We start from the raw sequence: 24935 nt of genomic DNA on the forward strand, positions 1-24935 counted from the left end.
GATTTTTTGCCCAGCCTCTTTTTCTTACTTATTCATCTTATCCGTATCCTTTGGAGGATTGCTAAAGATACGAGTGAATAATCCTTTATATCTATTTTTCAGAACTTTCTCATGTAATATCCGCAAAGCTATATACATACTTATAAAAGCAACACAAAAATAGAACCAATCAATTTGATTTCTCGCATAAAAACTAGCAGTGTTATAAGAAACAAGAACCATCACAACCAACCAATAGATATACTTATAGTATTTCTTCCACATGAGCAATACCTCATACAATGAAACTAATGTGAATATCTGAAACTAAAGTCCATACCTGTACTAGTAGGATTATAGGGATCCAAAGTTATTAAAAAATCTATTCCCCATCCCCTATCTGCAGCATATCTATATTCCATAGCAGTAAGAGTATAAAAAGCCCCAATTGCTCCACCAAATCTCCTAATTAATGGAGCTAAAGTTCCTGTTACCTCATATAAATCAGCCGCTTCTCGCACTTCAGCTGGATTTAAATGGTTATAAACATAAGTCACTAAAGCGCGAAACATTGATTGTGACTGTTCTTCAAGGATTTCTCGCTGAACATCCGCAATAATTTGTTGAGCTAACTGTTCTTTTTCATACGTTGATAGCGAAGTTCTATCTAGCAATTCTTGTAGGGTATAGGTTTTACCTTCTTCAAGCTGAAGACTAGACACTTCACGTTGTAAAACTTCGACAGGAGGGGCTGACAGTTCTTCTGCCAGTACAACTCCTGCTGGAGCTAATGAAGACAAGGTCAATAATAGACCACAACTACCTGCAATAATCACGTTTGCACATCTCATGATATTGCCCTCCTTTTTATTTTTTTATTACGGTATCATTATAATATCTTATATAAGGTTTTGCAAGCGATTACAGTCAAAAATAATAAAAAGTCAAGCCTAAGCTTAACTTTCCAACTCATACAAATCTGCAATAATCGCTGCGACATGTTTGATATCTCCCAGCATACCTCGCATTTCAAAGTCAGCCAATACAGGAAAACCAAAACGTTGACTATATTGCTTGGCTGTCAGGCAGTATTGGTTATTAAAGTTACGATTTCCTGAACCAACCACACCAAAACACTTACTAGCATTATCACCATAGGCGATAAAATCCCCTACTGGTGTCGTCAAAATCTCGACATCTCCGTTATCCACGCCATTCCCACCTTCTAGGTAAGTCGGCAAAAAAGCAACATAGGGATGATCCATTTCATAGAAATCTTGGCCTTCTTTGACCAAATCTTTGATATGAATCTTTTGGACCTCAATCCCCTCGTACTGGGACAAGAGATAGTCTTTCAAGCGCGTCACAAAACTTTCAGTATTGCCACTCAGACTAATATAAACTAAAGAAATTGTCTTCATATGTACCTCCATGATTTTATCTATAATCGAAAAATAACTACCAAGATTGTAACTTGATAGTTATTTTTTGTCAATACTTAGGAAAGATCTTCTGTTTCCTCTTCTTCTGCCAAGGCTTTCTGTTGACGCCACATCTTATAGAAGACAAGGGCTAAGAAGAGAACATTGATGACGATATAGAAAATGCTAACAGCTTTTGAACCAATACTCATTGTCAAACGCATGCTCTCATCTTGAACTAACTGCAAAGCGTCTTGGAAACCAACATAGCCATAAATCGAACCAATAATAGCTAACAAAACATAGACAACGTAAGTATAGTTTGCATATTGCAAATTCTTACGAATAAGGAAGACAATGGCTACTACAACTAAAATAGCAGATAGCACAATCAAGGCAATGTTAAAAATAGAATGAGATACTTCTGCTACTCTATAAGTGTAATTAAGCTGGTCTTCTAATTGCTGAGCACTGAGCCCTGCAGCCTGTTTCTGAGCGGCACGAAGGGCTTCTTTGCTAGGCAAGGGACTCAAAATTCCAAACAGAGACATAGCTGAAATAAGAGCAGATAAGATTAGCAAGACCCATAGATAAATCGGTTTCTTTTTCATGATAGAACCTCCTGATGTTATTATTGATATTATAGCACCTTTTGTAAGGGAATACAAGTCTTATAGTATAGTTTCTACCTGTTTTCGGTAGGCTTTGGGAGACTTTCCGCACAATTTTCGGAACACTTTATAGAAATATCCAACGTTACTGTAACCAACAGCATAACAAATATCTTCGATACTGTCACTAGTTGAAAGCAAGAGCTGCTGGGCAGCCTTAATCCGTTGTTTGTTTAGTAGATATGCGAAGATTGAATTTGTTTAAGCCTTACAGTACAACAATCTAACCATCTACTATTAACAAATCTATAAAAAATTTAGTTTGGCAAGCAAACAATAACACTTTCTCCCCATTTACAATCCCATCAAACCGTGGTACAATGAGAATTATGAAAAAATTATCAGGAGACAATTCATGAAAAAATCTATCTTAACTACACTGCTTTTTGCAGTTCTTTACTTCCTCTGCATGGGGATTGGTGTCCTTTTGGGCAATCTCTTTGACCAAACTGGAAACATGTTTTATGCACCTGCCTTTACTGCCCTTGTCGGCGGTAGCGTCTATATGATCCTAGTCTCAAAAGTTCCGCGCTTTGGAGCTATTACCACTATCGGCCTTGTTATTGCCCTCTTTTTCTTGGGGACTAAACACGGTGCCGGTGCTTTCCTTCCTGGAATTATCTGTGGTCTCCTAGCAGATGCCGTAGCTAGCCTAGGCAAATACAAGAATCAAACAAAGAACTTCCTTTCTTTCCTTATTTTCGCCTTTAGCTCAACAGGACCTATCTTACTTATGTGGATTGCGCCCCAAGCCTATATGGCTACTCTTCTAGCAAGAGGAAAATCCCAAGAATATATTGACCGTATCATGGTCGCACCAAATCCTGGAACCGTCCTTCTATTTATCGCAAGTGTTGTCATCGGAGCCTTAGTCGGTGCCTTGCTTGGACAAGCCTTGAGTAAAAAATTTGCGCAGAAAATCTGATTACTTAAAAAGAGCCACACGGCTCTTTTTTATTTATGGCTCAAGACTTGGTCAAGAAGTCTCCCAAGAATTGATACTCTTCGAAAATCTCTTCAAACCACGTCAACGTCACCTTGCCATAGGTAGGGTTACTGACTTCGTCAGTCTTATCTACAACCTCAAAGCAGTACTTTGAGCAATCTGCGGCTAGTTTCCTACTTTGCTCTTTGATTTTCATTGAGTATGAATTTAAAGATAATCAAAATGATAATGATGGTTGCCAAGATAGTTTTATCGTGATTGTAGCGATTAATTCCATAAGCGATGGCTACTTTACCAATACCACCAGCTCCAACCGCACCAGCCATAGCTGTTTCCCCAGCAAGGGAAATCAAGGTCACAGTCGTCACACGAATCAAATCTAGAAGACCTTCTAGTAAGCCTGATTTTCCTAGGTTAAAATTTTTTACCCAAAAAACTTCTTTTTTCTAGTGATAAAATCAACCCTATCACACTCACTACCAAAAATACCCACCAACAAAGCCTGATATCTTGCAAAGCTAAGACGGAAAATACAGACATCCCCAAGGGTAATGTTAAGGAAAAAATCATACTCAAGAGATTATTACTTCTAGCTAACACATCCGCACTCAAATTAGACAATAACAGAGTATCTAATTTAGGCATTGATTTCGACATCAAATACATGACAAAGGCTAAGCAAGCAACACCTACTAGAGGAGAAAAATCTAAAATATTAGCAGTAGCCAGCAAGACAAACAGACTTGCATTGAGCGATAACAAGCTTGAAAACGACAATTTTCCAAAATAATCATTTGGGGTTAGGCTACCAAGAATAGCTCCTCCCAAGCTAACACATTCAATTAAAAATAGAGCTTGAGCATAGCTAAGATGATAGATAGTATGGTCTAATAAGTAAAAGTGATAAATACCTCCAACAGCTCCTCCCAAAGTATTCATTACCAAAATGACAAGAATTATTTTAAACAAAGATTTACTTTCTCTCTGTCTAAAAATATCATCCATGTCCGCATAGATTGCCTTAACTTGTTGAAGCAAACTAATAGGCTCATTCTCTATCGTTACAGACAAATGCGTCAATTCTCTTCTATTTTTGAACAAAATAAGAGAAGATAGTAAAAAGAATCCAGCGTTCACAATTGCAACAAAAGAAAAATTTTGATGGCTGGTTGTGAGTAACCACACTCCTAAGGCTTGACCTCCTAGATTTGATAAATAGGAAACAAACTGGGTAAAGGAATAAGCTTCATAGAGCTTATCTTCCAAAATATTATACTGGATAATCGGCATACGAAGGCCTGCTGTATAATCTGATAAAATATCCGAACAGATATTAACCATACAGATAAAAGCAAACGTTACGAAGTTCTGGTCATGAATCACACTAGCAATCAAAAGAAATAGGAGACTTTGCACACAACCGACCCAGATAATTGTCCCTGCTTTATTCCGAGTATGATCAGCCTTAATCCCAACATAAAAAGTAAATAGGAAAGGTAAAATCGTAATCATATTAGCCATAAATACAGCTATATTTTTAAAGGGTAGATTCGCAGCATAAACGATAAATACCAGATTATAAATATAAGCTCCACTTGAGCTCAAAAACCTTGATAAGGTAAGTATCCTAAATAAATGATGTTTGAAAAATAATTTCATAGCAGACCTTTCTCACATTTCAAAGAGTATTCTATTGAATCCAGTCTAACAAAAAAAGCGGGAGTCCCCACTTTTTTGTAATATATTTTTTCTGAAAATAGAAACTCTAGCTCCTAGAAACTGCTATTTATCAATCCATCTACAAGCCTATTTATTTTTCATCAATTGATGTAACGAGAATATATTACAAATCTTTATCTGAAAGCTGATTTGCAAAATAGTTTTCATAGTATCTTGCACCACCTACATACTCTAAATCTTGTAAGATTGTAATGCCTCTCTGGATTTTTTCAAGACCCTTATTTTCTACTTTAAAAATAGTATCATAGTACCCTTTAGCAATCATATAAATGATTTTCAGATAAGCTTCAGATTCTGGCAATTCTCGTTTTTCAATCTGAAAAACAAAATAGTCTGCTTTTAATTTATCCTTTTCCTCTATCGCCTTAAAAAGTCCATTAATTAAAATGGTGTCAATACCAACTTTATTACTAGGTAAAGAGCCTAATAAATCCGTCTTTTGTAACATCTCCCTAGAATATTTAAAATAGAGGGGCAGAGGAAACAAAGTAGAAATCGTTGAAAATAGTTCCAATTCATAATTTCCCCAGATTTCAATAGTAAAAAAATAGTCATAGAGAAAAGTCAGTTCTTCATCCGTTGCTCTTATTTCTGAATCAAAAAACACGAGAAGGCTTTTGATACGAATCATTTGTAAAAGATAGCTTTTTTTAGCACTTGATCTATACTTTTTAGTCGTCTCTTCATACAAGGAGTGGAGAGAATCAATCCCTTCTCTGTCATATAGATCCCAGAGATTTTCTTGAAAAGCCAAAGCCTTTTTCTGAGAAAAACCACGTACCAAGTACATAAATTCATTCAAATCAGAGTGGATGTTATCTAAGGCAGTAATCAATTTCATAGAGGATAAGTCTGCTTCTCCGCGCTCAAATTTACTCAGCATGGAATAAGTAAACTCTCCTCCCGTCGCCTCCTGTAGAGATACATTCCGACTCTTTCTCAATTCTTTAAAAACTTCTCCCAGATTTTGCATATTGACTCCCCACAATTCTTAACTCTCTAACTCATAAAAGCAACGATTGATAGCAACCAGTACAGACAATTTTAAGTCTTGACTATACGACAACTCTTATGAATGATGTGCAGATGCCCTAACTCTTTTTTATTTATGGCTCAATTTCTTAGTTAAGAAGTCTCCCAAGAATTGGATTGCAAAGATAATCAAAATGATAATGATGGTTGCCAAGATGGTCACATCGTGATTGTAGCGATTAAATCCATAAGCGATAGCTACGTTACCAATACCGCCAGCTCCAACCGCACCAGCCATAGCCGTTTCCCCAACAAGGGAAATCAAGGTCACAGTCGTCACACGGATCAAATCTGGAAGACCTTCAGATAAGTAAACTCCTACGATGTCCCAGAAGGTCGCTCCACTAGCTTGAGCTGCCTCAATGACACCACCATCTAGCTCAGCCAATACCACCTGTACTTGACGGGCAAAGAAGGCAAAGACTGCAAAAGATAGGGGTACGATAGCCGCATTTGGACCAATGCTTGTCCCTACGATTAGATGGGAGAAGGGTGACAAAACTGCCAAGAGGATGATAAAGGGAACCGCACGGAAAATAGAGGTAATCTTATCCAAAATCCAGAAAACGACCTTATTCTCCAAAACCCCACCTGGCGCTGTCAAGACAAGGAAGAGACCTGCAACAAGCCCCAAGAATCCTCCGATGATAAAGGAAAGAACTGTCATATAAAGAGTTAGATAGATGGCTGTTCCCCAGCCTGCTTGACCAGCCCAGCCCATTTTATAGACATTTGGTAAATAGGTTTGAATCAATGATTCCATCTTACTGTCCTCCCTTCAATACTTTTAGCTGCACACCTGCTTGGCGAATGGCTTCTTGGGCACCTGCTAGCGCTGCTTTTTCACCTGACAAGACCACCACTAATTCTCCAACAGGAGTGCCATCGAGAATTTCGATATTTCCATAAAGGATGTTAGCCGTTACTTGGTAATGCTTGTACAATTCATTCAAAAGTGGCTCGTCTGTTGAAGCACCTGCATACTTGAGCTGCACCAAAAGGCTGTTTTCAGACAAGTGTTCCACGATTTCTTGCTTCTCAATCTTAACCATGGCTTCGTCAATACCTGTAGCTGTTGAAATAAAATCTTGAGTCAAAGGTTGTTTAGGGTCTGAGAAGATTTCAAGTACACTACCCTCTTCAATCAAATGCCCGTCCTGCATGACTGCTACACGGTTGGCAATATCTTTGACAATCTGCATTTCATGCGTAATCAAGACAACGGTCAAACCTAATTTTTGGTTCAAATCTTGCAACAAGGCCAAAATTTGCTTGGTTGTCTTCGGATCAAGGGCAGAAGTTGACTCGTCTGAAATCAAGATTTTCGGATCATTTGCCAAGGCACGCGCAATGGCTACACGCTGTTTTTGCCCTCCAGATAGTTGTGAAGGGTAGTTTTCAGCACGGTCTGCCAAGCCAACCAAGTCCAACAACTTAGCAACTTTAGCCTTCTTTTCTTCCTTGCTAAGTCCAGAGTGTTTGAGTGCAAAGGCTACATTCTCCTCTGCTGTCTTTTGGCTCATCAGGTTGAAATGCTGGAAAATCATCCCAATATCTTGACGTTTACGACGCAACTGCTCTGCCGTCAAGGTCACCTTACCATCAAAAATCACATCGTCGTCAATGGTAATTTTCCCTGCAGATGGTTTTTGCAAGAGGTTAATCACCCGTACAAGGGTTGATTTCCCTGCTCCAGAATATCCAACGATTCCGTAGATATCCCCTTCTTGGATGTGAATGGTCACATCCTTGACCGCTGTGATGGTTCTCTTCTTTTGATGAAAAGTCACATCAATCTGATCTAACTTGATAATATCTCTACTCATAGCTTCTAATCAGCTCCTCTACTAATTCAATATGGGTGTAGTAATCGGCGATTCGCACGTTCTCATCTCCACCGTGGTCTCGACTATTGGCATTTCCTAGACCGAAGGCCACCATTGGCACCTCTAGGGCATCAAAGACCGTATGCATAGGCCCTGTCCCCGCTGTCGTCGGCAATACTGAGACGCCCTGTGGATAGAATTTCTTTGCCAACTCGATCACATTGAGAATGGCTGGCGCGCTCATATCGCTTCGATAGCTCATCTCTCCCAAGGTATAGTATAATTCTACCTTATCAAAGCCATTTTTGTCTAGCTGTTTCCGAATTTTTTCCAGAACATCATGCGGTTCTAGGCCAGGAACCAAACGAACTTCTAGCTTAGCGCTGGCTTCTGCAGGCAAAATCGTTTTAACTCCTTGCCCTTGATAACCTGACTGGATCCCTTCGATATTAAGGGCTGGCTCAAAAAAGAATCGTTTTAGAAAGGCTGCTCGATCCTCTTGTAAAAGAGGCAATTCCAAACCATAAATCTGGCTGATTTCCTCTGGATTTCGTTGGGCATAGGTATCCACCAAGGCCAATTCTCGTTCATTTGGTTCTTGAACTTCTTCGTACAAGCCTTCAACCAAGATACGGCCATCTGCAGCACGAAGAGACTGTAAGGCTTGGAGGAGATACCAAGGAGCTGATTCTACAACCCCACCATAACTAGAATGGATATCGACATCAGCGCTTTTAACCTTGGCATCAAAGGTCACAATCCCCTTATTTCCACCAGAAATTTCTAGCTGTTCCAAAGCATTTTTGGCCCCTTGTTCCCAGACCAACAAATCTGCGCCACGAAGTTTGTCCGCATGTTTTTCCAGATACTTATCTAGGTCTGTCGAAGCCGATTCCTCCGCTCCCTCCATGATAAAACTGATATTGACAGGCAGATCATCATGATGCTGCATGTATTTTCTCAAAGCACTCAAACGAGCCGTGATATGACCCTTGTCGTCATCAACCCCACGCCCATACATGAAACCATTGCGCACTGAAAGAATAAAAGGATCCTCTGTCCAGACCTGATCCCCATCCGCTGGCACAGTGTCATAGTGGTTATAGAAAATCAGGGTCTTGGCATCTGGACGCGAACTCTTGAAATGCGCCATGACAAAGGGTGCCGTATAAGCCTCATCAATCTCCACTTCAGCTCCAACACGTTTGAAAATCTCACCCAGATAGGTTGCGACTTCCTTAAGTCCAACCTGTTGGGCAAAGACCGACTTCTTAGAAATCAAAGTACGCAAAACCTCAAAATAATGCTGGGCTACATGATCTTTTTCAAATTTTTCAATCTGTTCTTGTTCACTAGGAAAAACCATATTCTCTCTACCTTTCTATGAACTACTCTTCCTGACAATCCATGCTCTATACAAAAGCAAGAGGTGGAATTTTCTCTCCCACCTCCCTGTTTCTTATTACCAAACTGGTTGATCCAAACCGTCTGATGTTTCTTCGATAACTTTTTTCACGTCATCTGTGTGGTAAGCTGCGATCACTTTCTTGATAGCATCAGCCTTAGGTGATGTTTCCCAATCTTTTTTCGCAACGATAATGTTGTACCATTGTTTTGAGTTTTCATCAGCTTGTTCTTTGAAAAGTGCTTTCTTGTAGTCCAATTTTGCTTCTGTAACGAAGGTATTGTTTACAACGGCAGCGTCAACTGATGACAATGAACGAGCAGTTTGGCTAGCGTCCAATTCAGTGATTTTCAAGTTCTTTGGATTTTCTTTGATGTTAGCAACTGTTGCAAGAGCAGTTCCTGAAACGTCCAATTTAATCAAGCCAGCTGATTGAAGCAAGTAAAGCGCACGGCTTTCGTTTGTAGCGTCATTCGGTACAGCGATTTCTCCGTTTGCTGGGATATCTTCTACTTTAGTGTACTTATTGTCACTTCCATTCAAACCTGAATAAAGGCGGATTGGAGAGATGTAAGTATCTGCAATCGCTACAAGATCTTTCCCGTTTTCTTTGTTCCAGTTGTTCAAGAAGTTATAGTGTTGGAAAGCGTTCAAGTCTACTTCGCCATCAGCAGTTGCCTTATTTGGTTGTGAGTAGTCTGTGAACTCTGTAAATTTCAAAGTGATGCCGTCTTTTTTAACCAATTCTTGGATTTTGTCCCAACGTTTTTCTTCAGAACCGCTACGGTTGACAGTTGCAATTTTGATAGTTGTTGCATTGTCTGCTTTCTTTTCTGAGTTTCCGCAAGCTGCAAGAGCCAAACCTGCGACTGTAGCAAGGGCTGCTACACCAAGCCATTTTTTAATTTTCATGATTCTTTCTCCTTAAAAATAATACCGTACTAGTATCTCACAATTTGTTTAATTTCACAAATTGTTATTAGATAGCCAGATATATAGTTTAAAACTATATCCCTAAAAATTGAGAAATCACCCACCTTACTCAGAATGGATGATTTCAAGAAATTATTTAATATCAGCTTCTGCTGGTAGATAAGTGCCTCCGAAGAATTGTTTAGACAATTTTTCAAGCGTTCCATCTTTGTAGAGTTCTTGGATACGTTTGTCTACAAATGTTTTCAACTCATCTTGACCTTTAGCAAGAAGTGGGTAAACGTAAGGTTGTTGGTCGCTTGGAAGTTCAATAACTTTCAAGTTGTCCAAACCTTGGTCCTTGATCACTGTTTCAACACCGATTTTATCAAAAATCTTGTAGTCAAACTGGCCATCGCTCAAGCGTCCCATGATTTGTTGGAAGTCCGCTTTAGTATACTTTAGGACAGTTGGATTATCTGAATGTTGTTTGTTGTAGTCTTCTAGCTGTTTAGCAGATGTTGTCCCTTGAACAACTTCTGTTGATTTTCCACCGATATCATCAAGCGATTTGATGCTAGGGTCATCTTTTTTCACTACAAGAACGTTAGGGTTTTTAGCAGTTGGAGCTGCATAAAGGTATTTTTCAGCACGTTCTTTAGTGTAGCTGATGTTGCTAACAGCCATATTGTAACGGTCAGCATCAAGTCCTGCAAAGACACCTGACCACTCTGTCTTCTCAAACTTGACATCATATTTGTCAGAATCTTTAAAGATAGCGCGAACCACTTCAATTTCGTAACCAGTCAATTCGCCATTTTCTTCATAGTTGAATGGTTTTGGTGTAGCATTAGTTGCAACGATAATTTCTTTCTTGCTAGCTGCTTCTCCCTCTTTCTTAGCACCACCTGAGCAAGCTGCTAGCACACCTGCAGCAACAAGCCCTAGGGCAGCAAGAGATGAGTATTTAACGATTTTTTTCATGTCATTTCCTCCAAAATAGAATACCTTATTATCTTATCAGAAAAAAAGTAATTATGCCATTATATGATATCTATCTCTGTGATAGGTTTTCTTTATGGCTGATTTAAAAGACCAAACGCAAGACTGCAATCAAGACTACTCCAAAGAGAACTGTCCCGACTAGATTGCGGTAGCGAAAGGCTACCCAAGCTGTTGGAAAGACGGCTAAGAAGTCCAGCCATTTGATTTGAGGAAGGCTGCCAACCTTACCTGTCACTACGCTTGAAAGAATCAAGGCAAAGATAATAGAAACGGGCAAGAACTTCAAAAAACGCTCAACGATCGCAGGCAAGCCCTTATACTTGACCAAGATGAAGGGAATCATACGGGGAATCCATGTCACCAAGCCAGAGAAAATAACTGCTAATAAAAGATACTTACTGACCATCTAAAACCACCCCCATGGTACAACCTAGTAAGGTCGCAAACAGAACAGCTAGTGACTGAGATACCACTGTCAAGAGTAAAAAGAAGGACACCGCAACAACTGCTAGGATAATGAGCAGATTGCGGACAGGAATCCGTCTTTGCATAATCTGGAATTGCGAAGCAAAAATTCCGATGAACATCCCAACCAAGGCGAAATCCAAGCCAAAAATTTCTGGATTTGGTAGCAGGCCACCCAGAGCCGTTCCGACAACTGTTCCCACAAACCAAGCCACATAGCTGTTGAGATTGTTCCCGTGCATCCACATAGGATTGACCTTGTCTGTATGGGCCAATTCACCCATCAAAACGCCATAGGTTTCATCTGTCAAAAGGCTAGACATACCGATATTTTGCCAGAGACTGGTATGACGGAAATAGGTCGACGCATGCAAACTCAACAAAAAGAGACGCAAATTGATTAGAAAAACCGTCATGGCAATGGCTGCCACAGGTGCCTGCACTGCAATCAAGGCCAACATGGCAAACTGGGCGCTCCCAGCATAAACAAAGAGGCTCATCAAGCCCATCTCAACAGGTGTCACATAGGGCGCACCAATAATCCCGCAGGCAAGGCCAATACTGACATAACCAAGGGCCGTTGGCATGGCTGCCTGCGCCCCCTCCCAAAATCCTTTTTCTTTCATCTTTCTCCTCATATTGTCTTAATAAATGGGCTGAAAAGGTTCCAGCCACAGCATGGACTATTATAACACATTCAGGAAAGAGAAAAAAGTCTGCTGATTGTAGCTATCATAAAAAGACTGGCAATCCAGTCTCAAACATATATTATACAAATTCTCCGCTAAATATTTTCACTGATATTTAGTAGCATGGCAAAGGCAACTAGAAGAAATATCAGTAAAACAAAGCTAGTAGCAATAGTTACTAAAACTAAGATCATTTTTATGAAAAGGATACCTAAAAATGCGATTACAAACAAATATAAGACTATTCAGTAAGGAAATAAACTAGATGGATAAAACACCTAGAAACACTCCTCCCAAAATATTACTAAGCAAATGAAATTACAGCAACGATAAAATCTGACCAATACCATTGTAGACTATATGCAATCCAATAGGCCAATAAATGGACTTTGTCACTCTAAACAAGACTGCAAATATGAGACCACCACCCATATAGACGAAAAAGTCTGTCAAGACCCAACCATGGCCGCTAATGTGTAAGATTCCAAATAATATAGCTGAGCCAAGTGCATCCAGTCCCCATTTCTTCCCTTTCTCCAGAGCTGTCATCACTAATCCACGATAAATCATGTCTTCGAAAATGGGACCTGCAATCACAGGATAAAAAAAATACATCAAAAATGCCGTAGCTCCTGTAAAAGTAGGAGCAGCATGTTGATAAGAAATTGCATTTCTAGTAGGTGGGAAAAGAAAAAAGGTAACGAAATTCCAAACAACAAAAGCAAGCAGCGCTAAAAATGAATAGACAAGATAGGATCCTTTAAACTTTCTACTGTTGATTTGTTGCCATTTTCCCGACCAAATCATAGCAATAAGAGCAAATAAAACCACAAGAAAATTCAACATCATATCCGACAGATAATAGCCAAAGTCAGATAGACCAAGAGCAAAGTCGCTAGATAAAACCAGACCACTAAGATACTGGTAAGCAACGACGAGTAGGATTACTATAAAAAAGTAGTATCTTGAAGTTATCTTTCCCATTTTATTTTCTCCTATATATGAAATAAAGATAGCCCCTACCCAAGAAAAAGGCAAGGGCTTTAAACATCAATAACGACGTCTAGTCTCAGGAGCTGGAGGAGCAAAGTTAAAGTAGTTTTGCCATAGACCGCCCATTCCACCAGATTCCAATGGAGGATATGCCCTTCCTCCATAAACTGTCTCCAACTCAGCTTCTGTCAATTCCATTGTTTCTGCAAATTGTAAATTTAACATCTTTTATACTCCTTCAATTGTTTTTGCTTGTAAACCACTTCTGCGACCTAGGATTTGCTTCAAGTACTTTACAAGGACAGTATAACACGAAAATTGGCTTATTTTAGAAAATCGTATATTTGATATTTTTTCTTATAGAAATTTCAGATTTGCGATTTTATTAGATTTGATTATTTCACTGGTATAATAAAGTTATTACTAATGAGGAGTGGAGAAACTATGAAAAACAAATTTTAACATTATTGACAGCCGTTGCTGATATTATTATCATTTTGCCATTTCTAACTAATCAATAAGTTCTTTGAATTGCTGCAAACGCAATTCAAAAAGGGCTATCAATTGTGGATTTTCTAATACTTGCAGAGATTGGATAAAGTGTTCAATCTCTTTTTGATTGCTTCCCTTAGTTTGAAGGAAAACACTCATTTTCTTTAAAAATTGCCATAATACTTTTTCAAAAACATCATACGGGCGCAGCATACTCTCCAACTCGGCTTCAAAAATTGGGATATAGGAGAAAAGCTTGCGCTCCATGAGTTCTGATAAGATATTTAAGAGCCCTTGCTTCATATACAACCGATTGTGTACTAACTCTTTAAATTCCTTAGATTTCTCAATTAAAGCAGTTGATAAAAATATCAAATCTTGATTGCTCAAGAAGGGCATGGTATTGCAAAAGAGATAGAGTTCAAACCAGGTCCAAGACTCAATAGCATAGAGATAGATAGTCAAAAACTCGCTATCTTCTTTTACCAATGGATAGTTCTTATCTAAGGAATGGAGTGCGTTTTTAATTACAATAGCATTCAAACGACGATAGGTCTGTGCCATCTGTTCTTGCTCGACTTCCTCCAACAGTTGCTCTAAACCAGCAATATCTTGATGGGCAAAGCAATCCACAACCCTTCTACCAATTCGCATATGTGGAGATTCTTGATAGTTGTTGAGCTTGTGCCCAAACTCATCGAAGGTCACATTAATCCCTTGGATGGCTAGAATCAGCTTGTCAGCAGATAGCATAGACTGCCCTAGTTCAAACTTGGATAGCTGAGAAGCTGTTAGACCAGCACAAGCCACATCTGACTGCTTGAGCTTTCTCGCCAAGCGCAATTCCTTGTAAAATTCTCCCAATTCCATTCTCTCAATCATCTGACCATCTCCTATTTTTTATATAGTATATCATTATTTACAATCATTTGTCAAAATATTCTGACATTTGAGAGGGCAAAAAAGCCAGCCTTAAGCTGACTACTTATTCCATAGTATCAAAAGCGAGACTTGGTTTAGCATTGAGATCCAAGCTTGCAAAATTTTCTTTGTTCCACTCGCTGACGCTAGCATAGGCAATCATGCCTGCATTGTCTCCACAGAGACGCAGGGGTGGAATGATGACCTTGACATCTGTGATTTCGGCTGCTAGTCGTTCTCTGAGACCTTTATTGGCTGCCACACCACCTGCCACGACAAGAATCTTAACAGGGTATTTCTCCAAAGCCTTCTTAGTTTTAGCCATGAGAATATCCAGGACAGCTGCTTGGAAAGAAGCACACAAATCCTCTGTGGACAAGCTTTCTCCCTTTTGCTCGGCATTATGATGAAGATTGATAAAGGCAGATTTCAAACCTGAGAATGAAAATTCTAGATTATCTTCCTTAATCATGGCACGGGGGAAATCATAAATATCCTGCCCCTGATGAGCTAGCTCGTCAATCTCACGACCTGCAGGATAGGTCAAACCCATGACACGGCCGACCTTATCATAGGCCTCACCAACCGCGTCATCTCGCGTTTCTCCAACAATCTTGTAGTCACCAGCCTCGGAAACATAAACTAACTCTGTGTGTCCACCGCTGACCAAGAGGGCTAGCAAGGGAAAGTCCAAAGGCTCCACGCTCTGAGCTGCCATGAGGTGACCAGCCATGTGATTAACAGGAATCAGTGGAAGTCCATGCGCCCAAGCAAAGGCCTTGGCAGCTGACAAGCCAACTAGTAAGGCCCCGACCAAGCCCGGTCCATAAGTAACCGCCACAGCTGTCACGTCCTCTTCCGTAATCCCTGCTTCTGCCAGTGCCTCCTCGATGCAGGCTGTAATGACCTCGACATGGTGACGACTGGCTACTTCTGGAACCACGCCCCCAAAACGTTTGTGGCTCTCAATTTGACTAGCAATGACATTGGACAAGAGCTCATCGTCGTTTTTCAAGACGGCAACACTAGTCTCATCACAGGATGTCTCAAATGCTAAAATATATCTATCCTTCATCTATTTCTCTCTTCATGATAATGGCGTCCTCGACTGGATCATGGTAATAGGCCTTTCGCTCAGCGATGACCACCATCTTTTCTTTCTTGTAAAATGCTTGCGCTCGATGATTTGACCTTCTAACTTCGAGGAACATTTCCTTGTCTATCGGCAATTGAGCAAACAAGGCTGACGCAATTCCCTGACCCTGATAGGTTTGTTTGACAACGATTTGCAGGACTTCTGCCTCAAAAAGATTCTCCTGCACAGCTAAAAAACCAATCACTTCTGTCCCATCATAGGCTAGAGCATACCAAGTCTGATCCTGAGACAGGTCTGCTTGGATTTGTTCCAGCGTCCAAGGACTGACTGGATAAACATCCACCATGACAGCGTAGATGGCTTGAGCCAAGTCAGGTTGCTGTTGGATTCGTTTGATTTCTATCATAGACGTTTAATGTAAGACTCGCCAGACTCGGTGTGATTCTTAAGCCAGTTTTCCTCAGCTTCAACTCGTTTGAGGTAATTTGGCACAAAATCATGTAAGGAGGCTGCTTCCTTGTCCCAAGCCAAAAGAGCAAGATTGGCTGCATTAGGCAAGGTTTCTTTGAAATTAGTCCTTGGCAAGTGTTCTTGAATCTGCTCCACAAAAGGGAAAACCTCTCCGACAAAGGTAACCTGACTAGCACCCTTGATTAACTCAATCACTCGCTCAAAGGGTAAGTGCGCTTCTGGCATGACAGGTTTAGCATTTTCATAAAATCCTGCATAAACATTGTTGCGACGCGCATCCATCAAAGGGACGAACAAGCCTTCTTGTTGGTAGGGCACCAGAGCCAAGAGGCTAGACATACCAACTAACTCAATGTTCAGAGTATGAGCCAGCGTCTTGGCAGTGGCTACCGCAATTCGCAAACCTGTGTAGCTACCTGGCCCCTCTGCCACCACGATTCGATTCAAGTCCTTGGGTGTCCAATCCAAACTTGCCATCAAAAAATCGATGGCAGGCATGAGGGTAATACTGTGATTTTTCTTGATGTTAATAGTCGTCTCGGCAAGAACCTGCTTGTCCTCTAAAATAGCTAGAGAAAGAGCCTTGCTGGACGTATCAAAAGCTAATACTTTCATAACACATTCCTATCTTTTGGTCTGCTTACTATTATACTACAAAAGCTGGCACATGGGAATTTTCTTTATCCCCAAACAAAATGCCTATACTTAAACAAAAAATAATTCGCAAATAAAATTAAAAAAATGCTCACTTTTTCTTTTACTTTACGAATATAAAAGTGAACAAGAAAAAAGGAGGAAAGTTCAATGACAAATTTTGACGTTCTTGACAATCAATTTTTATCCCTATCTGAAAATGAATTATCAGATATTGATGGCGGTCTCGCTCCCTTGATTATCTTTGGAGTAGCAGTATCTTGGAAAGCTATTGCAGGTGGAACAGCACTTGTAGGTTCTGGTTTGGCAGCTGGTTATTTTTTAGGAGGAGATTAATATGATGAAAGGTTTGAACAACTATCGTGAAATTACTAATAAGGAATTGCAAGAAATCAAGGGTGGTTTTGGTGTAGGTGTTGGTATCGCTTTATTTATGGCAGCTTATACCATTGGGAAAGATCTCCGTAAAAAGTTTGGTAAGTCATGCTAGATAAAAGACACATTTTTAGAAGGATAAATTTTATCTTCTTCATCTCTTACAGTTTTCTCAACATTCTCAATGATTTAAACATTACTACTATCCCTTTACCAATTGATTTATCTGTTTGTATTGTTTTATTTTTATGCTTCAACTCTATTTTTGAACAGAAGAATCATTAACACAAAACTAATAAGCTCTGAAAATTCCATTGTCATGTCATTTTAGAAAAATGCAAAACCGCCTCATCTTGATAGATGGGGTGGAATTTTCTTTTCCCCTAAACAAAAATGCCCCAGCATGAGCAGGGCATCTAAGCATTTAATCCAAAGAAAAATACAAACCAAACGACATAGGTTACAAGGAGGAGAAAAAGCGAATAGAGAGTCACAAAGGTAATCTTCCACAAGAACTTGCTTTGTCGTCGTTCCAGTTTGGCAAATAGAAGATTCCCTCCATAAACACAAGCAACAAAAACGATAAAAGCTAGCAAACGAACTCCGATAGCAAAAGCAAATAAGTCATACATAGGGAACCTCCTTAGTTTAAAATTATCTTAATAAGTAAAGTGAAATATTGCATAAGTATCCATTTTTAATATCGCAAATATATTTTTTAAAGACATAAACACATCTACAAGCGCCTATAAACAGAAACCTTAAAAGATAAGTTAAAACTTATAAAATAAGATTCTGTTCATAGACACCAATACTCATATCAACACTTTTACGTAACAACTCATATTTTACAAAAACTTGGTCTTATACGAATCTAGAAAATAGAACCACAGCTGCTCTTGCATATGCTCCTTTAGTTGTATTCCAAGCATTATTTGCTACAATAGGAGATAATCTTGTTAGGAATGCGGCATTGCAACTTCTATTATCTGCTAAAAATCCCTTAAAACACTTATCATGATAGAAACAAGCCATATCTAAATCATCAATAGCTGGAATAGAATATCCATTATTTCCATAACCACAATAATTACCATAAGAGCCTATAGAAAAAAGAGAGCGATCCATTCTAGCCAAAGCAGTTGACTCTCCGTTAGTCTCTATATCCGTTACGATTTCGTTTAAAACACGCCCTACCTCCAAAGCTTCATTATCTAAACCAAGCTCCTCTGCTTTATCTAATCTAACTACAGGGAAACCATGTTCATTCAATTCGGTAACTTTATCCAATTCAGATAACCAAGAATATTCTACTCTGTGATTAGACTCTAGTGCTGAAGCAGAACTATAAATAGCAAATAAAGTCGTAGTAAAAAAAGCCAAAACAATCAAAATAAAACTAAACTTATGTTTCATCGTAGAATACTTTCTTATTGAGTTCATACTATCAAATACATCAATAGTATCTATAAGTTAAAAATAATGACAATAGCACTAAACAATATAGTTTCCGAATTATTTCCTTTCCAGCTTAGACTATTTCTTTCTATTATTATAGCATATACTTTTCGAGGTTGCAAGCGCTTACCAAAGGACTCTATGACTTTCTCGTTTCCGTCTTTTACTAATTTTTCATTTTATGTTATAATTGAAACAATTGTAACGAATCAAGGTCAATCTAGACACAAAATGGAATGAAATCAAGCAAATCTCTGCTAAAAGTTTGGAATAAGCTGACCTGTAAAATAGAAAGGAACTATATGATTTACAAAGTTTTTTATCAAGAAACAAAAGAACGTAGCCCACGTCGTGAAACAACACGCGCACTTTACCTAGACATCGATGCCAGCTCAGAACTTGAGGGCCGTATCGCTGCTCGCCAACTTGTCGAAGAAAATCGCCCAGAGTACAATATCGAGTATATCGAACTCTTGTCTGACAAATTGCTAGATTACGAAAAAGAAACTGGCGCCTTCGAAATCACGGAGTTCTAATATGGTCTATACTCTTAAACCTGAAGAAGTCGGTGTTTTTGCCATCGGTGGTCTGGGAGAAATCGGGAAAAACACTTACGGAATTGAATACCAAGATGAGATTATCATCGTCGATGCTGGGATTAAATTCCCAGAAGATGACTTGCTTGGTATCGACTATGTCATTCCTGATTACTCATACATCGTGGACAATATCGACCGCGTCAAGGCTGTCTTAATCACACACGGACACGAGGACCACATTGGTGGAATTCCATTCCTGCTCAAGCAAGCAAATGTCCCTATCTATGCTGGACCACTTGCCTTGGCTTTGATCCGTGGGAAGCTCGAAGAACACGGCCTCTTGCGCAACGCTAAACTTTACGAAATCAACCACAACACTGAGTTGACCTTTAAAAATCTCAAGGCAACTTTCTTTAGAACGACTCACTCTATTCCAGAGCCTTTGGGGATTGTCATTCATACTCCTCAAGGGAAAATTGTCTGTACGGGTGACTTCAAGTTTGACTTAACACCAGTTGGTGAACCTGCGGACTTGCACCGTATGGCAGCTCTTGGTGAAGAAGGTGTCCTCTGTCTCCTGTCTGACTCAACAAATGCGGAAGTGCCAACCTTTACCAACTCTGAAAAAGTCGTTGGCCAGTCCATCATGAAGATTATCCAAGGCATAGAGGGACGTATCATCTTTGCATCCTTTGCCTCAAATATCTTCCGTCTCCAACAAGCAACAGAGGCTGCTGTTAAGACTGGGCGTAAGATTGCGGTCTTTGGTCGTTCGATGGAAAAGGCCATTGTCAACGGAATCGATCTTGGCTACATCAAAGCTCCTAAGGGAACCTTTATCGAGCCAAATGAAATCAAAGACTACCCTGCAGGAGAAATTCTGATCCTCTGTACAGGTAGTCAGGGTGAACCTATGGCTGCCCTCTCTCGTATCGCCAACGGAACCCACCGTCAGGTGCAACTCCAACCAGGCGATACGGTCATCTTCTCTTCAAGCCCAATCCCTGGAAACACTACTAGCGTCAACAAGCTGATTAACATCATTTCAGAAGCTGGTGTCGAAGTTATCCACGGTAAGGTTAACAATATCCATACATCTGGACACGGTGGCCAGCAAGAGCAAAAACTCATGCTCCGCTTGATTAAGCCAAAATACTTCATGCCTGTCCACGGTGAATACCGCATGCAAAAAGTCCACGCTGGACTAGCAGTGGATACTGGTGTTGAGAAGGACAATATCTTTATCATGAGCAATGGTGATGTGCTTGCCCTTACTGCAGATTCTGCTCGTATAGCAGGTCACTTCAACGCCCAAGACATCTATGTCGATGGAAATCGTATCGGTGAAATCGGTGCTGCTGTCCTCAAAGATCGTCGTGATCTATCTGAAGACGGTGTCGTTCTAGCAGTCGCAACTGTTGACTTCAAGTCACAGATGATTCTATCTGGTCCAGACATCCTCAGCCGAGGCTTTGTCTACATGAGAGAGTCTGGCGACTTGATTCGCCAAAGCCAGCGCATCCTTTTCAATGCCATTCGTATCGCACTGAAAAACAAGGACGCTAGCGTGCAATCTGTCAATGGTGCCATTGTCAACGCAATTCGCCCCTTCCTCTATGAAAATACAGAACGTGAACCGATTATCATCCCGATGATCCTCACACCCGATGAAGAATAAATAATAAAACAGCCCCGATTTTTCGGAGCTGTTTTTCTCTATGCTTTCTTTTCTTGATTTTTAGAAATACTACGATTTTTACCTTCAAGATACACCATCAAAATAGAAATATCTGCTGGGTTTACTCCCGAAATACGGCTGGCTTGGCCGATGGTTTCTGGATTGATGAGTTTGAACTTCTGACGGGCTTCGGTTGCGATAGAGTCAATGTCATCCCAGTCAATATTGGCTGGAATGCGTTTTTCTTCCATGCGTTTCATCTTGGCAACCTGATCCATGGCTTTGGAAATATAGCCTTCGTACTTGATTTCTGTTTCAATCAATTCAATAATCTTGTCATCCAATTCCTCTGCAGCTGGTCCGATAAAGGCCACCACATCTTGGTAAGAAACTTCTGGGCGACGAAGGAATTCCTTGGCTGTCACTGCATCTGTCAACGGCTTGAAGCCCATCTCCTCAACCTTGGCATTGGTTTCCTTGACTGGCTTGAGTTTGATGCTGTCTAGTCGCTTCATCTCATTGTCAAATTGATTTTTCTTGATTTCAAAACGAGCCCAGCGTTCATCGTCAACAAGCCCAATCTCACGTCCCATCTCAGTCAAACGCATATCAGCATTGTCATGACGGAGGATAAGACGGTATTCAGCACGGCTGGTCAAGAGGCGGTATGGTTCAATAGTTCCCTTGGTCACCAAATCGTCAATCATGACCCCGATATAACCGTCACTGCGCTTCAAAATCAACTCAGGCTTGCCTTGAACTTTCAGAGTGGCGTTAATGCCCGCGATAATCCCTTGGCCAGCAGCTTCTTCGTATCCTGACGTTCCATTTGTCTGACCAGCAGTGAAAAGACCTGAGATTTTCTTGGTTTCCAGAGTTGCACGCAACTGATGAGGCAAGATCATATCATACTCGATGGCATAACCTGTCCGCATCATCTCTGCATTTTCCAAACCTTTGATGGAATGAACCAAGTCACGCTGGACATCCTCAGGTAGACTGGTTGAGAGGCCTTGGACATAGACTTCCTCTGTATTGCGCCCTTCTGGCTCAAGGAAGAGTTGGTGACGTTCCTTGTCCGCAAAGCGCACAATCTTGTCTTCAATCGACGGACAGTAACGAGGTCCCACTCCCTTTACCACACCTGTAAACATAGGCGCACGGTGGAGGTTGTTTTGGATAATCTCATGACTTGTACCGTTGGTGTAGGTCAACCAGCATGGCACTTGGTCCTTTACATAGTCCTCATCACGTGAAGTATATGAGAAGTGATTTGGCGCTTCGTCTCCTGGCTGAATCTCTGTCACGTCGTAGTTGATTGAAGAAGCCTTGACACGTGGAGGGGTTCCTGTCTTGAAACGACCGATTTCGAGGCCCAGTTCCTTGAGATTGTCAGCAAGGTTAATAGAAGCTAGGCTGTGATTAGGACCTGACGAGTACTTGAGGTCTCCGATGATGATTTCCCCACGGAGGGCAGTCCCTGTCGTCACGATAACGGCTTTAGCAGCATATTCTTGATGGGTCGCTGTACGCACACCAACAACTTTACCGTCTTCAACCAAAATCTCATCAATCATGGTCTGACGAAGGGTCAGATTTTCTTGATTTTCAACCGTCTTGCGCATTTCCTTAGAGTAAAGCTCCTTGTCAGCCTGCGCACGAAGGGCACGAACGGCAGGACCCTTCCCTGTGTTGAGCATCTTCATCTGGATGTAAGTCTTGTCAATAGTTTTGGCCATCTCGCCACCGAGGGCATCGACTTCACGCACGACAATTCCCTTGGCAGAACCACCGATAGAGGGGTTACAAGGCATGAAAGCCAGCATTTCAATGTTGATGGTCGCAAGTAAGACCTTACAACCCATACGACTAGCAGCTAGGGATGCTTCTACCCCAGCGTGTCCCGCACCGATTACAATAATATCGTATTCTTCAGTAAAATTATATGTCATTTTTTAACCTTTCAAAAATTTCTCGCAAATAAGGAACTAACTTCTCCTCCTCTAGAGCTTGAGCCATAGTAACCCATTTAAAGTGCGTATGCTCTTCAGAATCTAATCTGATAATTGGCTTCTCCCCAACCCACTCTGCTTTATAAACTAAGCGAGTAAAGACAGTATCCTTAGAGGTATCCAGTTGACTATCTTCGTGAAGAAGTTTGAGCGAACTGCTATCTAGCCTAACTCCCGCTTCTTCAATACATTCTCTAAGAACTCCATCTCGCGGAAGTTCACCCTTTTCAACCCCGCCACCAGGAATATCCCAGTAAGTTGGATAAACATTGGGTTGTCCTCTTTTAATTTCCGAACGCTGAATGAGCAAATATTCATCACCACTATGAACAAGTACATGGGCAATAAGCTTAACCATCCTTTTCTCTCCTATTCCTCAAGATGAATGTGTCTTAGTTGGCCGTCCCAATCTGGTAAGGCTGTTTTTAAAAAGGCTGGGACTAGTTGGAAATCCTGAAGCTGGTCCAAGTCAATCCACTCACAAGGTTGCGTTTTCTCATCTTCCTGCATGGTTAATGGGGCATCTTCAAGCAAGTCTACCAAATAATGAAACTCGATATTGTGATAGGAAACACCGTCCTGTTCAAAACGATTTTCAACCACAAAAGCTAGCTGCCCAGCTTGGGCTTTGACACCCAGTTCTTCCCTCACTTCACGGACTACCGCGTCTTCCGTGCTTTCATTGACTTGAATCGCACCGCCGATAGTATAATACTTGCCCTTATTTTTGGTAACTAGAAGCTTGCGATTTTGAAGAATCAAAGCTGTCGCCCGAACACCAAAAACTGTATTTCCTACTTTTGTCCGAAAGTCTTGTTGAGTCATTCCTATCCTTTCCATTAAACGACACAAAAACAGTCAAAACTCCAAAGAAGTGCAGGACAAAAAAGCCTGCAACATCCATGAGCTTTGACCATCATTTCTATTGCTTTTATTATTGTAGCAAATTGAGAAAATTTGTCAATCTAAATGTACTGACAAACTTGTCCGTCACGGTAAGCATTGTCAATCAAACCGCCACCGAGACACTCTTCGCCATCGTAAAAGACAACTGCCTGTCCTGGTGTAATCGCGCGTTGCGGTTCTGCAAAGATAACCTCTGCCTTATCTCCTTTGACATGGACAGTCACCTTAGAATCAGGCTGACGGTAGCGGAATTTTGCTGTGCATTCGAGCGTAAACTCCTCTGGCATCTCACGAGTAAAGTGAACTTGACTAGCTTCTAGACTTGTTGACATGAGTGAATCATGGTAGAAACCTTGGCCGACATAGAGGATATTCTTACTCAGGTCTTTTCCGACAACGAACCAAGGAGCATTGTCACCGCCATGTTGCCCACCGATACCCAGCCCACCACGCTGACCAATCGTATAGTACATAAGACCTGCATGCTCGCCCATATCGCGACCATCTACAGTCATCATGCGACCAGGCTGAGCTGGCAGGTAGTTGCTGAGGAAATTTTTAAAGTTCTTTTCTCCGATAAAGCAAATCCCTGTCGAGTCTTTCTTCTTAGCAGTCGCAAGGTCCGCTTCTTCTGCTAGTTTTCGAACTTCAGACTTTTCCAAATGTCCTAGTGGGAACATGGTTTTTTGAAGTTGTTCTTGCGAAAGTTGGCTGAGGAAATAGGTCTGATCCTTGCCATTGTCCACACCACGAAGCATGTGAACAATTCCATCCTCATCACGCGCTACTCGGGCATAGTGCCCAGTCGCTACATAGTCTGCCCCCAAGGTCATGGCATAGTCCAAAAAGGCCTTAAACTTGATTTCCTTGTTACACATGACATCTGGATTTGGCGTGCGTCCTGCACGGTATTCCGCTAGGAAATACTCAAAAACGCGGTCCCAGTACTCTTTTTCAAAGTTTACAGAGTAGTAAGGAATGCCAATCTGGTCTGCCACCGCAGCCACATCCTTGTAATCTTCGGTCGCCGTACAGACGCCGTTTTCATCTGTGTCATCCCAGTTCTTCATGAAGATACCGATTACATCGTAGCCCTGCTCCTTGAGAAGAAGAGCCGTCACCGACGAATCAACACCACCACTCATCCCTACAACAACACGTGTTTTAGAGTTATCACTCATGGTAAGTCTCCCATCTATTCGTTTATTCACGATTGAAGGTCGTGTGTGCTTCAACGATTGAAGGTCGC

General features: G+C 40.8%; 30 protein-coding genes and 2 pseudogenes. 5 read left to right on the forward strand and 27 right to left on the reverse strand.

Annotated elements, in window-relative coordinates:
• Positions 1-287: 287 nt before the first annotated feature.
• The 4 genes and pseudogenes from GEZ84_RS01805 to GEZ84_RS01820 form a co-directional block, all read right to left on the reverse strand.
• Positions 288-830: a hypothetical protein gene (locus GEZ84_RS01805; RefSeq protein WP_153223123.1), complete on the reverse strand. Its 543-nt coding sequence runs from the start codon at positions 828-830 to the stop codon at positions 288-290.
• Between the two features lie 105 nt (positions 831-935).
• Positions 936-1400, reverse strand: coding sequence for a class Ib ribonucleoside-diphosphate reductase assembly flavoprotein NrdI (gene nrdI, locus GEZ84_RS01810; protein ID WP_125443293.1), 465 nt, complete (start codon positions 1398-1400; stop codon positions 936-938).
• 77 nt (positions 1401-1477) lie between these two features.
• On the reverse strand, positions 1478-2011 hold the full coding sequence (locus tag GEZ84_RS01815; RefSeq protein WP_194252005.1) for an ABC transporter permease: 534 nt from the start codon (positions 2009-2011) through the stop codon (positions 1478-1480).
• Positions 2012-2071: 60 nt separating this feature from the next.
• A pseudogene (locus GEZ84_RS01820) lies at positions 2072-2272 on the reverse strand (helix-turn-helix domain-containing protein); the annotation flags it as partial.
• 154 nt (positions 2273-2426) lie between these two features.
• Between GEZ84_RS01820 and GEZ84_RS01825 the strand changes: the two are divergent.
• Positions 2427-2996, forward strand: coding sequence for an MptD family putative ECF transporter S component (locus tag GEZ84_RS01825; protein WP_153223127.1), 570 nt, complete (start codon positions 2427-2429; stop codon positions 2994-2996).
• 40 nt (positions 2997-3036) lie between these two features.
• Here the strand turns inward: GEZ84_RS01825 and GEZ84_RS10775 are convergent, their stop codons facing one another.
• The 17 genes and pseudogenes from GEZ84_RS10775 to tsaB all read right to left on the reverse strand — a co-directional run bounded on the left by GEZ84_RS10775 (position 3037) and on the right by tsaB (position 16679).
• Positions 3037-3213, reverse strand: a complete 177-nt coding sequence (locus GEZ84_RS10775; protein ID WP_228113005.1) for a hypothetical protein — start codon at positions 3211-3213, stop codon at positions 3037-3039.
• Positions 3191-3415 (reverse strand): annotated as a pseudogene (locus GEZ84_RS01830) (hypothetical protein); the annotation flags it as partial. The gene GEZ84_RS10775 and the pseudogene GEZ84_RS01830, both read right to left, overlap by 23 nt.
• Before the next feature lie 16 nt (positions 3416-3431).
• Complete coding sequence (locus tag GEZ84_RS01835) at positions 3432-4676, reverse strand: transporter (protein WP_153223131.1); 1245 nt, start codon at positions 4674-4676, stop codon at positions 3432-3434.
• A gap of 184 nt (positions 4677-4860) precedes the next feature.
• Entirely contained in the window at positions 4861-5730 is an 870-nt protein-coding gene (locus tag GEZ84_RS01840; RefSeq protein WP_153223133.1) for a helix-turn-helix domain-containing protein, read from the reverse strand.
• Between the two features lie 129 nt (positions 5731-5859).
• The gene (locus tag GEZ84_RS01845) at positions 5860-6552 is read right to left on the reverse strand and encodes a methionine ABC transporter permease (RefSeq protein WP_000444647.1); all 693 of its coding nucleotides are present in this window, start codon (positions 6550-6552) and stop codon (positions 5860-5862) included.
• Between the two features lies 1 nt (position 6553).
• Positions 6554-7615 (reverse strand): methionine ABC transporter ATP-binding protein, encoded by a 1062-nt coding sequence (locus tag GEZ84_RS01850; RefSeq protein ID WP_000085666.1) that lies wholly within the window; start codon positions 7613-7615, stop codon positions 6554-6556.
• Positions 7608-8981 carry a M20 family metallopeptidase gene (locus GEZ84_RS01855; protein WP_153223135.1) on the reverse strand — a complete coding sequence of 458 codons (1374 nt, stop codon included), beginning with the start codon at positions 8979-8981 and terminating at the stop codon, positions 7608-7610. The genes GEZ84_RS01850 and GEZ84_RS01855 overlap by 8 nt, the downstream gene beginning before the upstream one ends.
• Positions 8982-9077: 96 nt before the next feature.
• Entirely contained in the window at positions 9078-9932 is an 855-nt protein-coding gene (locus GEZ84_RS01860; protein ID WP_153223137.1) for a MetQ/NlpA family ABC transporter substrate-binding protein, read from the reverse strand.
• A 153-nt stretch (positions 9933-10085) separates the two neighbouring features.
• Positions 10086-10916, reverse strand: coding sequence for an amino acid ABC transporter substrate-binding protein (locus GEZ84_RS01865; protein ID WP_153223139.1), 831 nt, complete (start codon positions 10914-10916; stop codon positions 10086-10088).
• A 103-nt stretch (positions 10917-11019) separates the two neighbouring features.
• The gene (locus GEZ84_RS01870) at positions 11020-11343 is read right to left on the reverse strand and encodes an AzlD domain-containing protein (RefSeq protein ID WP_000253936.1); all 324 of its coding nucleotides are present in this window, start codon (positions 11341-11343) and stop codon (positions 11020-11022) included.
• Positions 11333-12028, reverse strand: coding sequence for an AzlC family ABC transporter permease (locus GEZ84_RS01875; protein WP_000659743.1), 696 nt, complete (start codon positions 12026-12028; stop codon positions 11333-11335). Before GEZ84_RS01875 ends, GEZ84_RS01870 begins: the two co-directional genes overlap by 11 nt.
• Positions 12029-12409: 381 nt before the next feature.
• Positions 12410-13075 carry a CPBP family intramembrane glutamic endopeptidase gene (locus tag GEZ84_RS01880; RefSeq protein ID WP_153223141.1) on the reverse strand — a complete coding sequence of 222 codons (666 nt, stop codon included), beginning with the start codon at positions 13073-13075 and terminating at the stop codon, positions 12410-12412.
• 66 nt (positions 13076-13141) lie between these two features.
• Positions 13142-13309 carry a hypothetical protein gene (locus GEZ84_RS11035; RefSeq protein ID WP_315010581.1) on the reverse strand — a complete coding sequence of 56 codons (168 nt, stop codon included), beginning with the start codon at positions 13307-13309 and terminating at the stop codon, positions 13142-13144.
• Between the two features lie 285 nt (positions 13310-13594).
• Positions 13595-14458 (reverse strand): XRE/MutR family transcriptional regulator, encoded by an 864-nt coding sequence (locus GEZ84_RS01890; RefSeq protein ID WP_153223144.1) that lies wholly within the window; start codon positions 14456-14458, stop codon positions 13595-13597.
• A gap of 103 nt (positions 14459-14561) precedes the next feature.
• Positions 14562-15572 carry a tRNA (adenosine(37)-N6)-threonylcarbamoyltransferase complex transferase subunit TsaD gene (gene tsaD, locus GEZ84_RS01895; RefSeq protein ID WP_153223146.1) on the reverse strand — a complete coding sequence of 337 codons (1011 nt, stop codon included), beginning with the start codon at positions 15570-15572 and terminating at the stop codon, positions 14562-14564.
• A complete protein-coding gene (rimI, locus tag GEZ84_RS01900) occupies positions 15562-15999 on the reverse strand; it encodes a ribosomal protein S18-alanine N-acetyltransferase (protein WP_153223148.1) in 438 nt (145 codons plus the stop codon). The genes tsaD and rimI overlap by 11 nt, the downstream gene beginning before the upstream one ends.
• The gene (tsaB, locus tag GEZ84_RS01905; RefSeq protein ID WP_153223150.1) at positions 15996-16679 is read right to left on the reverse strand and encodes a tRNA (adenosine(37)-N6)-threonylcarbamoyltransferase complex dimerization subunit type 1 TsaB; all 684 of its coding nucleotides are present in this window, start codon (positions 16677-16679) and stop codon (positions 15996-15998) included. Before tsaB ends, rimI begins: the two co-directional genes overlap by 4 nt.
• Positions 16680-16868: 189 nt before the next feature.
• Between tsaB and cibA the strand changes: the two genes are divergently transcribed.
• Both cibA and cibB read left to right on the forward strand, forming a co-directional pair.
• The gene (gene cibA, locus GEZ84_RS01910; RefSeq protein WP_136936678.1) at positions 16869-17054 is read left to right on the forward strand and encodes a fratricide two-peptide bacteriocin subunit CibA; all 186 of its coding nucleotides are present in this window, start codon (positions 16869-16871) and stop codon (positions 17052-17054) included.
• 1 nt (position 17055) lies between these two features.
• Positions 17056-17208, forward strand: a complete 153-nt coding sequence (cibB, locus tag GEZ84_RS01915; RefSeq protein ID WP_153223152.1) for a fratricide two-peptide bacteriocin subunit CibB — start codon at positions 17056-17058, stop codon at positions 17206-17208.
• A gap of 301 nt (positions 17209-17509) precedes the next feature.
• Here the strand turns inward: cibB and GEZ84_RS01925 are convergent, their stop codons facing one another.
• Both GEZ84_RS01925 and GEZ84_RS10780 read right to left on the reverse strand, forming a co-directional pair.
• Positions 17510-17725, reverse strand: coding sequence for a hypothetical protein (locus GEZ84_RS01925; protein WP_153223156.1), 216 nt, complete (start codon positions 17723-17725; stop codon positions 17510-17512).
• A 232-nt stretch (positions 17726-17957) separates the two neighbouring features.
• Positions 17958-18509: a phospholipase A2 family protein gene (locus GEZ84_RS10780; protein WP_228113006.1), complete on the reverse strand. Its 552-nt coding sequence runs from the start codon at positions 18507-18509 to the stop codon at positions 17958-17960.
• 344 nt (positions 18510-18853) lie between these two features.
• Between GEZ84_RS10780 and GEZ84_RS01935 the strand changes: the two genes are divergently transcribed.
• Positions 18854-19087 carry a DNA-dependent RNA polymerase subunit epsilon gene (locus GEZ84_RS01935; RefSeq protein ID WP_000639572.1) on the forward strand — a complete coding sequence of 78 codons (234 nt, stop codon included), beginning with the start codon at positions 18854-18856 and terminating at the stop codon, positions 19085-19087.
• Between the two features lies 1 nt (position 19088).
• Positions 19089-20768 carry a ribonuclease J1 gene (gene rnjA, locus GEZ84_RS01940; RefSeq protein WP_153223165.1) on the forward strand — a complete coding sequence of 560 codons (1680 nt, stop codon included), beginning with the start codon at positions 19089-19091 and terminating at the stop codon, positions 20766-20768.
• Positions 20769-20806: 38 nt separating this feature from the next.
• Here rnjA and mnmG read toward each other — a convergent pair whose 3' ends face one another.
• The 4 genes from mnmG to mnmA form a co-directional block, all read right to left on the reverse strand.
• A complete protein-coding gene (gene mnmG, locus GEZ84_RS01945) occupies positions 20807-22720 on the reverse strand; it encodes a tRNA uridine-5-carboxymethylaminomethyl(34) synthesis enzyme MnmG (protein WP_153223167.1) in 1914 nt (637 codons plus the stop codon).
• On the reverse strand, positions 22710-23138 hold the full coding sequence (locus GEZ84_RS01950) for an NUDIX hydrolase (protein WP_153223168.1): 429 nt from the start codon (positions 23136-23138) through the stop codon (positions 22710-22712). The genes mnmG and GEZ84_RS01950 overlap by 11 nt, the downstream gene beginning before the upstream one ends.
• A gap of 11 nt (positions 23139-23149) precedes the next feature.
• Positions 23150-23605: an NUDIX hydrolase gene (locus GEZ84_RS01955; RefSeq protein WP_194252006.1), complete on the reverse strand. Its 456-nt coding sequence runs from the start codon at positions 23603-23605 to the stop codon at positions 23150-23152.
• 140 nt (positions 23606-23745) lie between these two features.
• Entirely contained in the window at positions 23746-24867 is a 1122-nt protein-coding gene (gene mnmA / locus GEZ84_RS01960) for a tRNA 2-thiouridine(34) synthase MnmA (RefSeq protein ID WP_153223172.1), read from the reverse strand.
• Positions 24868-24935 lie beyond the last annotated feature (68 nt).

The organism is Streptococcus mitis (assembly GCF_009496155.1).
GTDB lineage: Bacteria > Bacillota > Bacilli > Lactobacillales > Streptococcaceae > Streptococcus > Streptococcus mitis_BQ.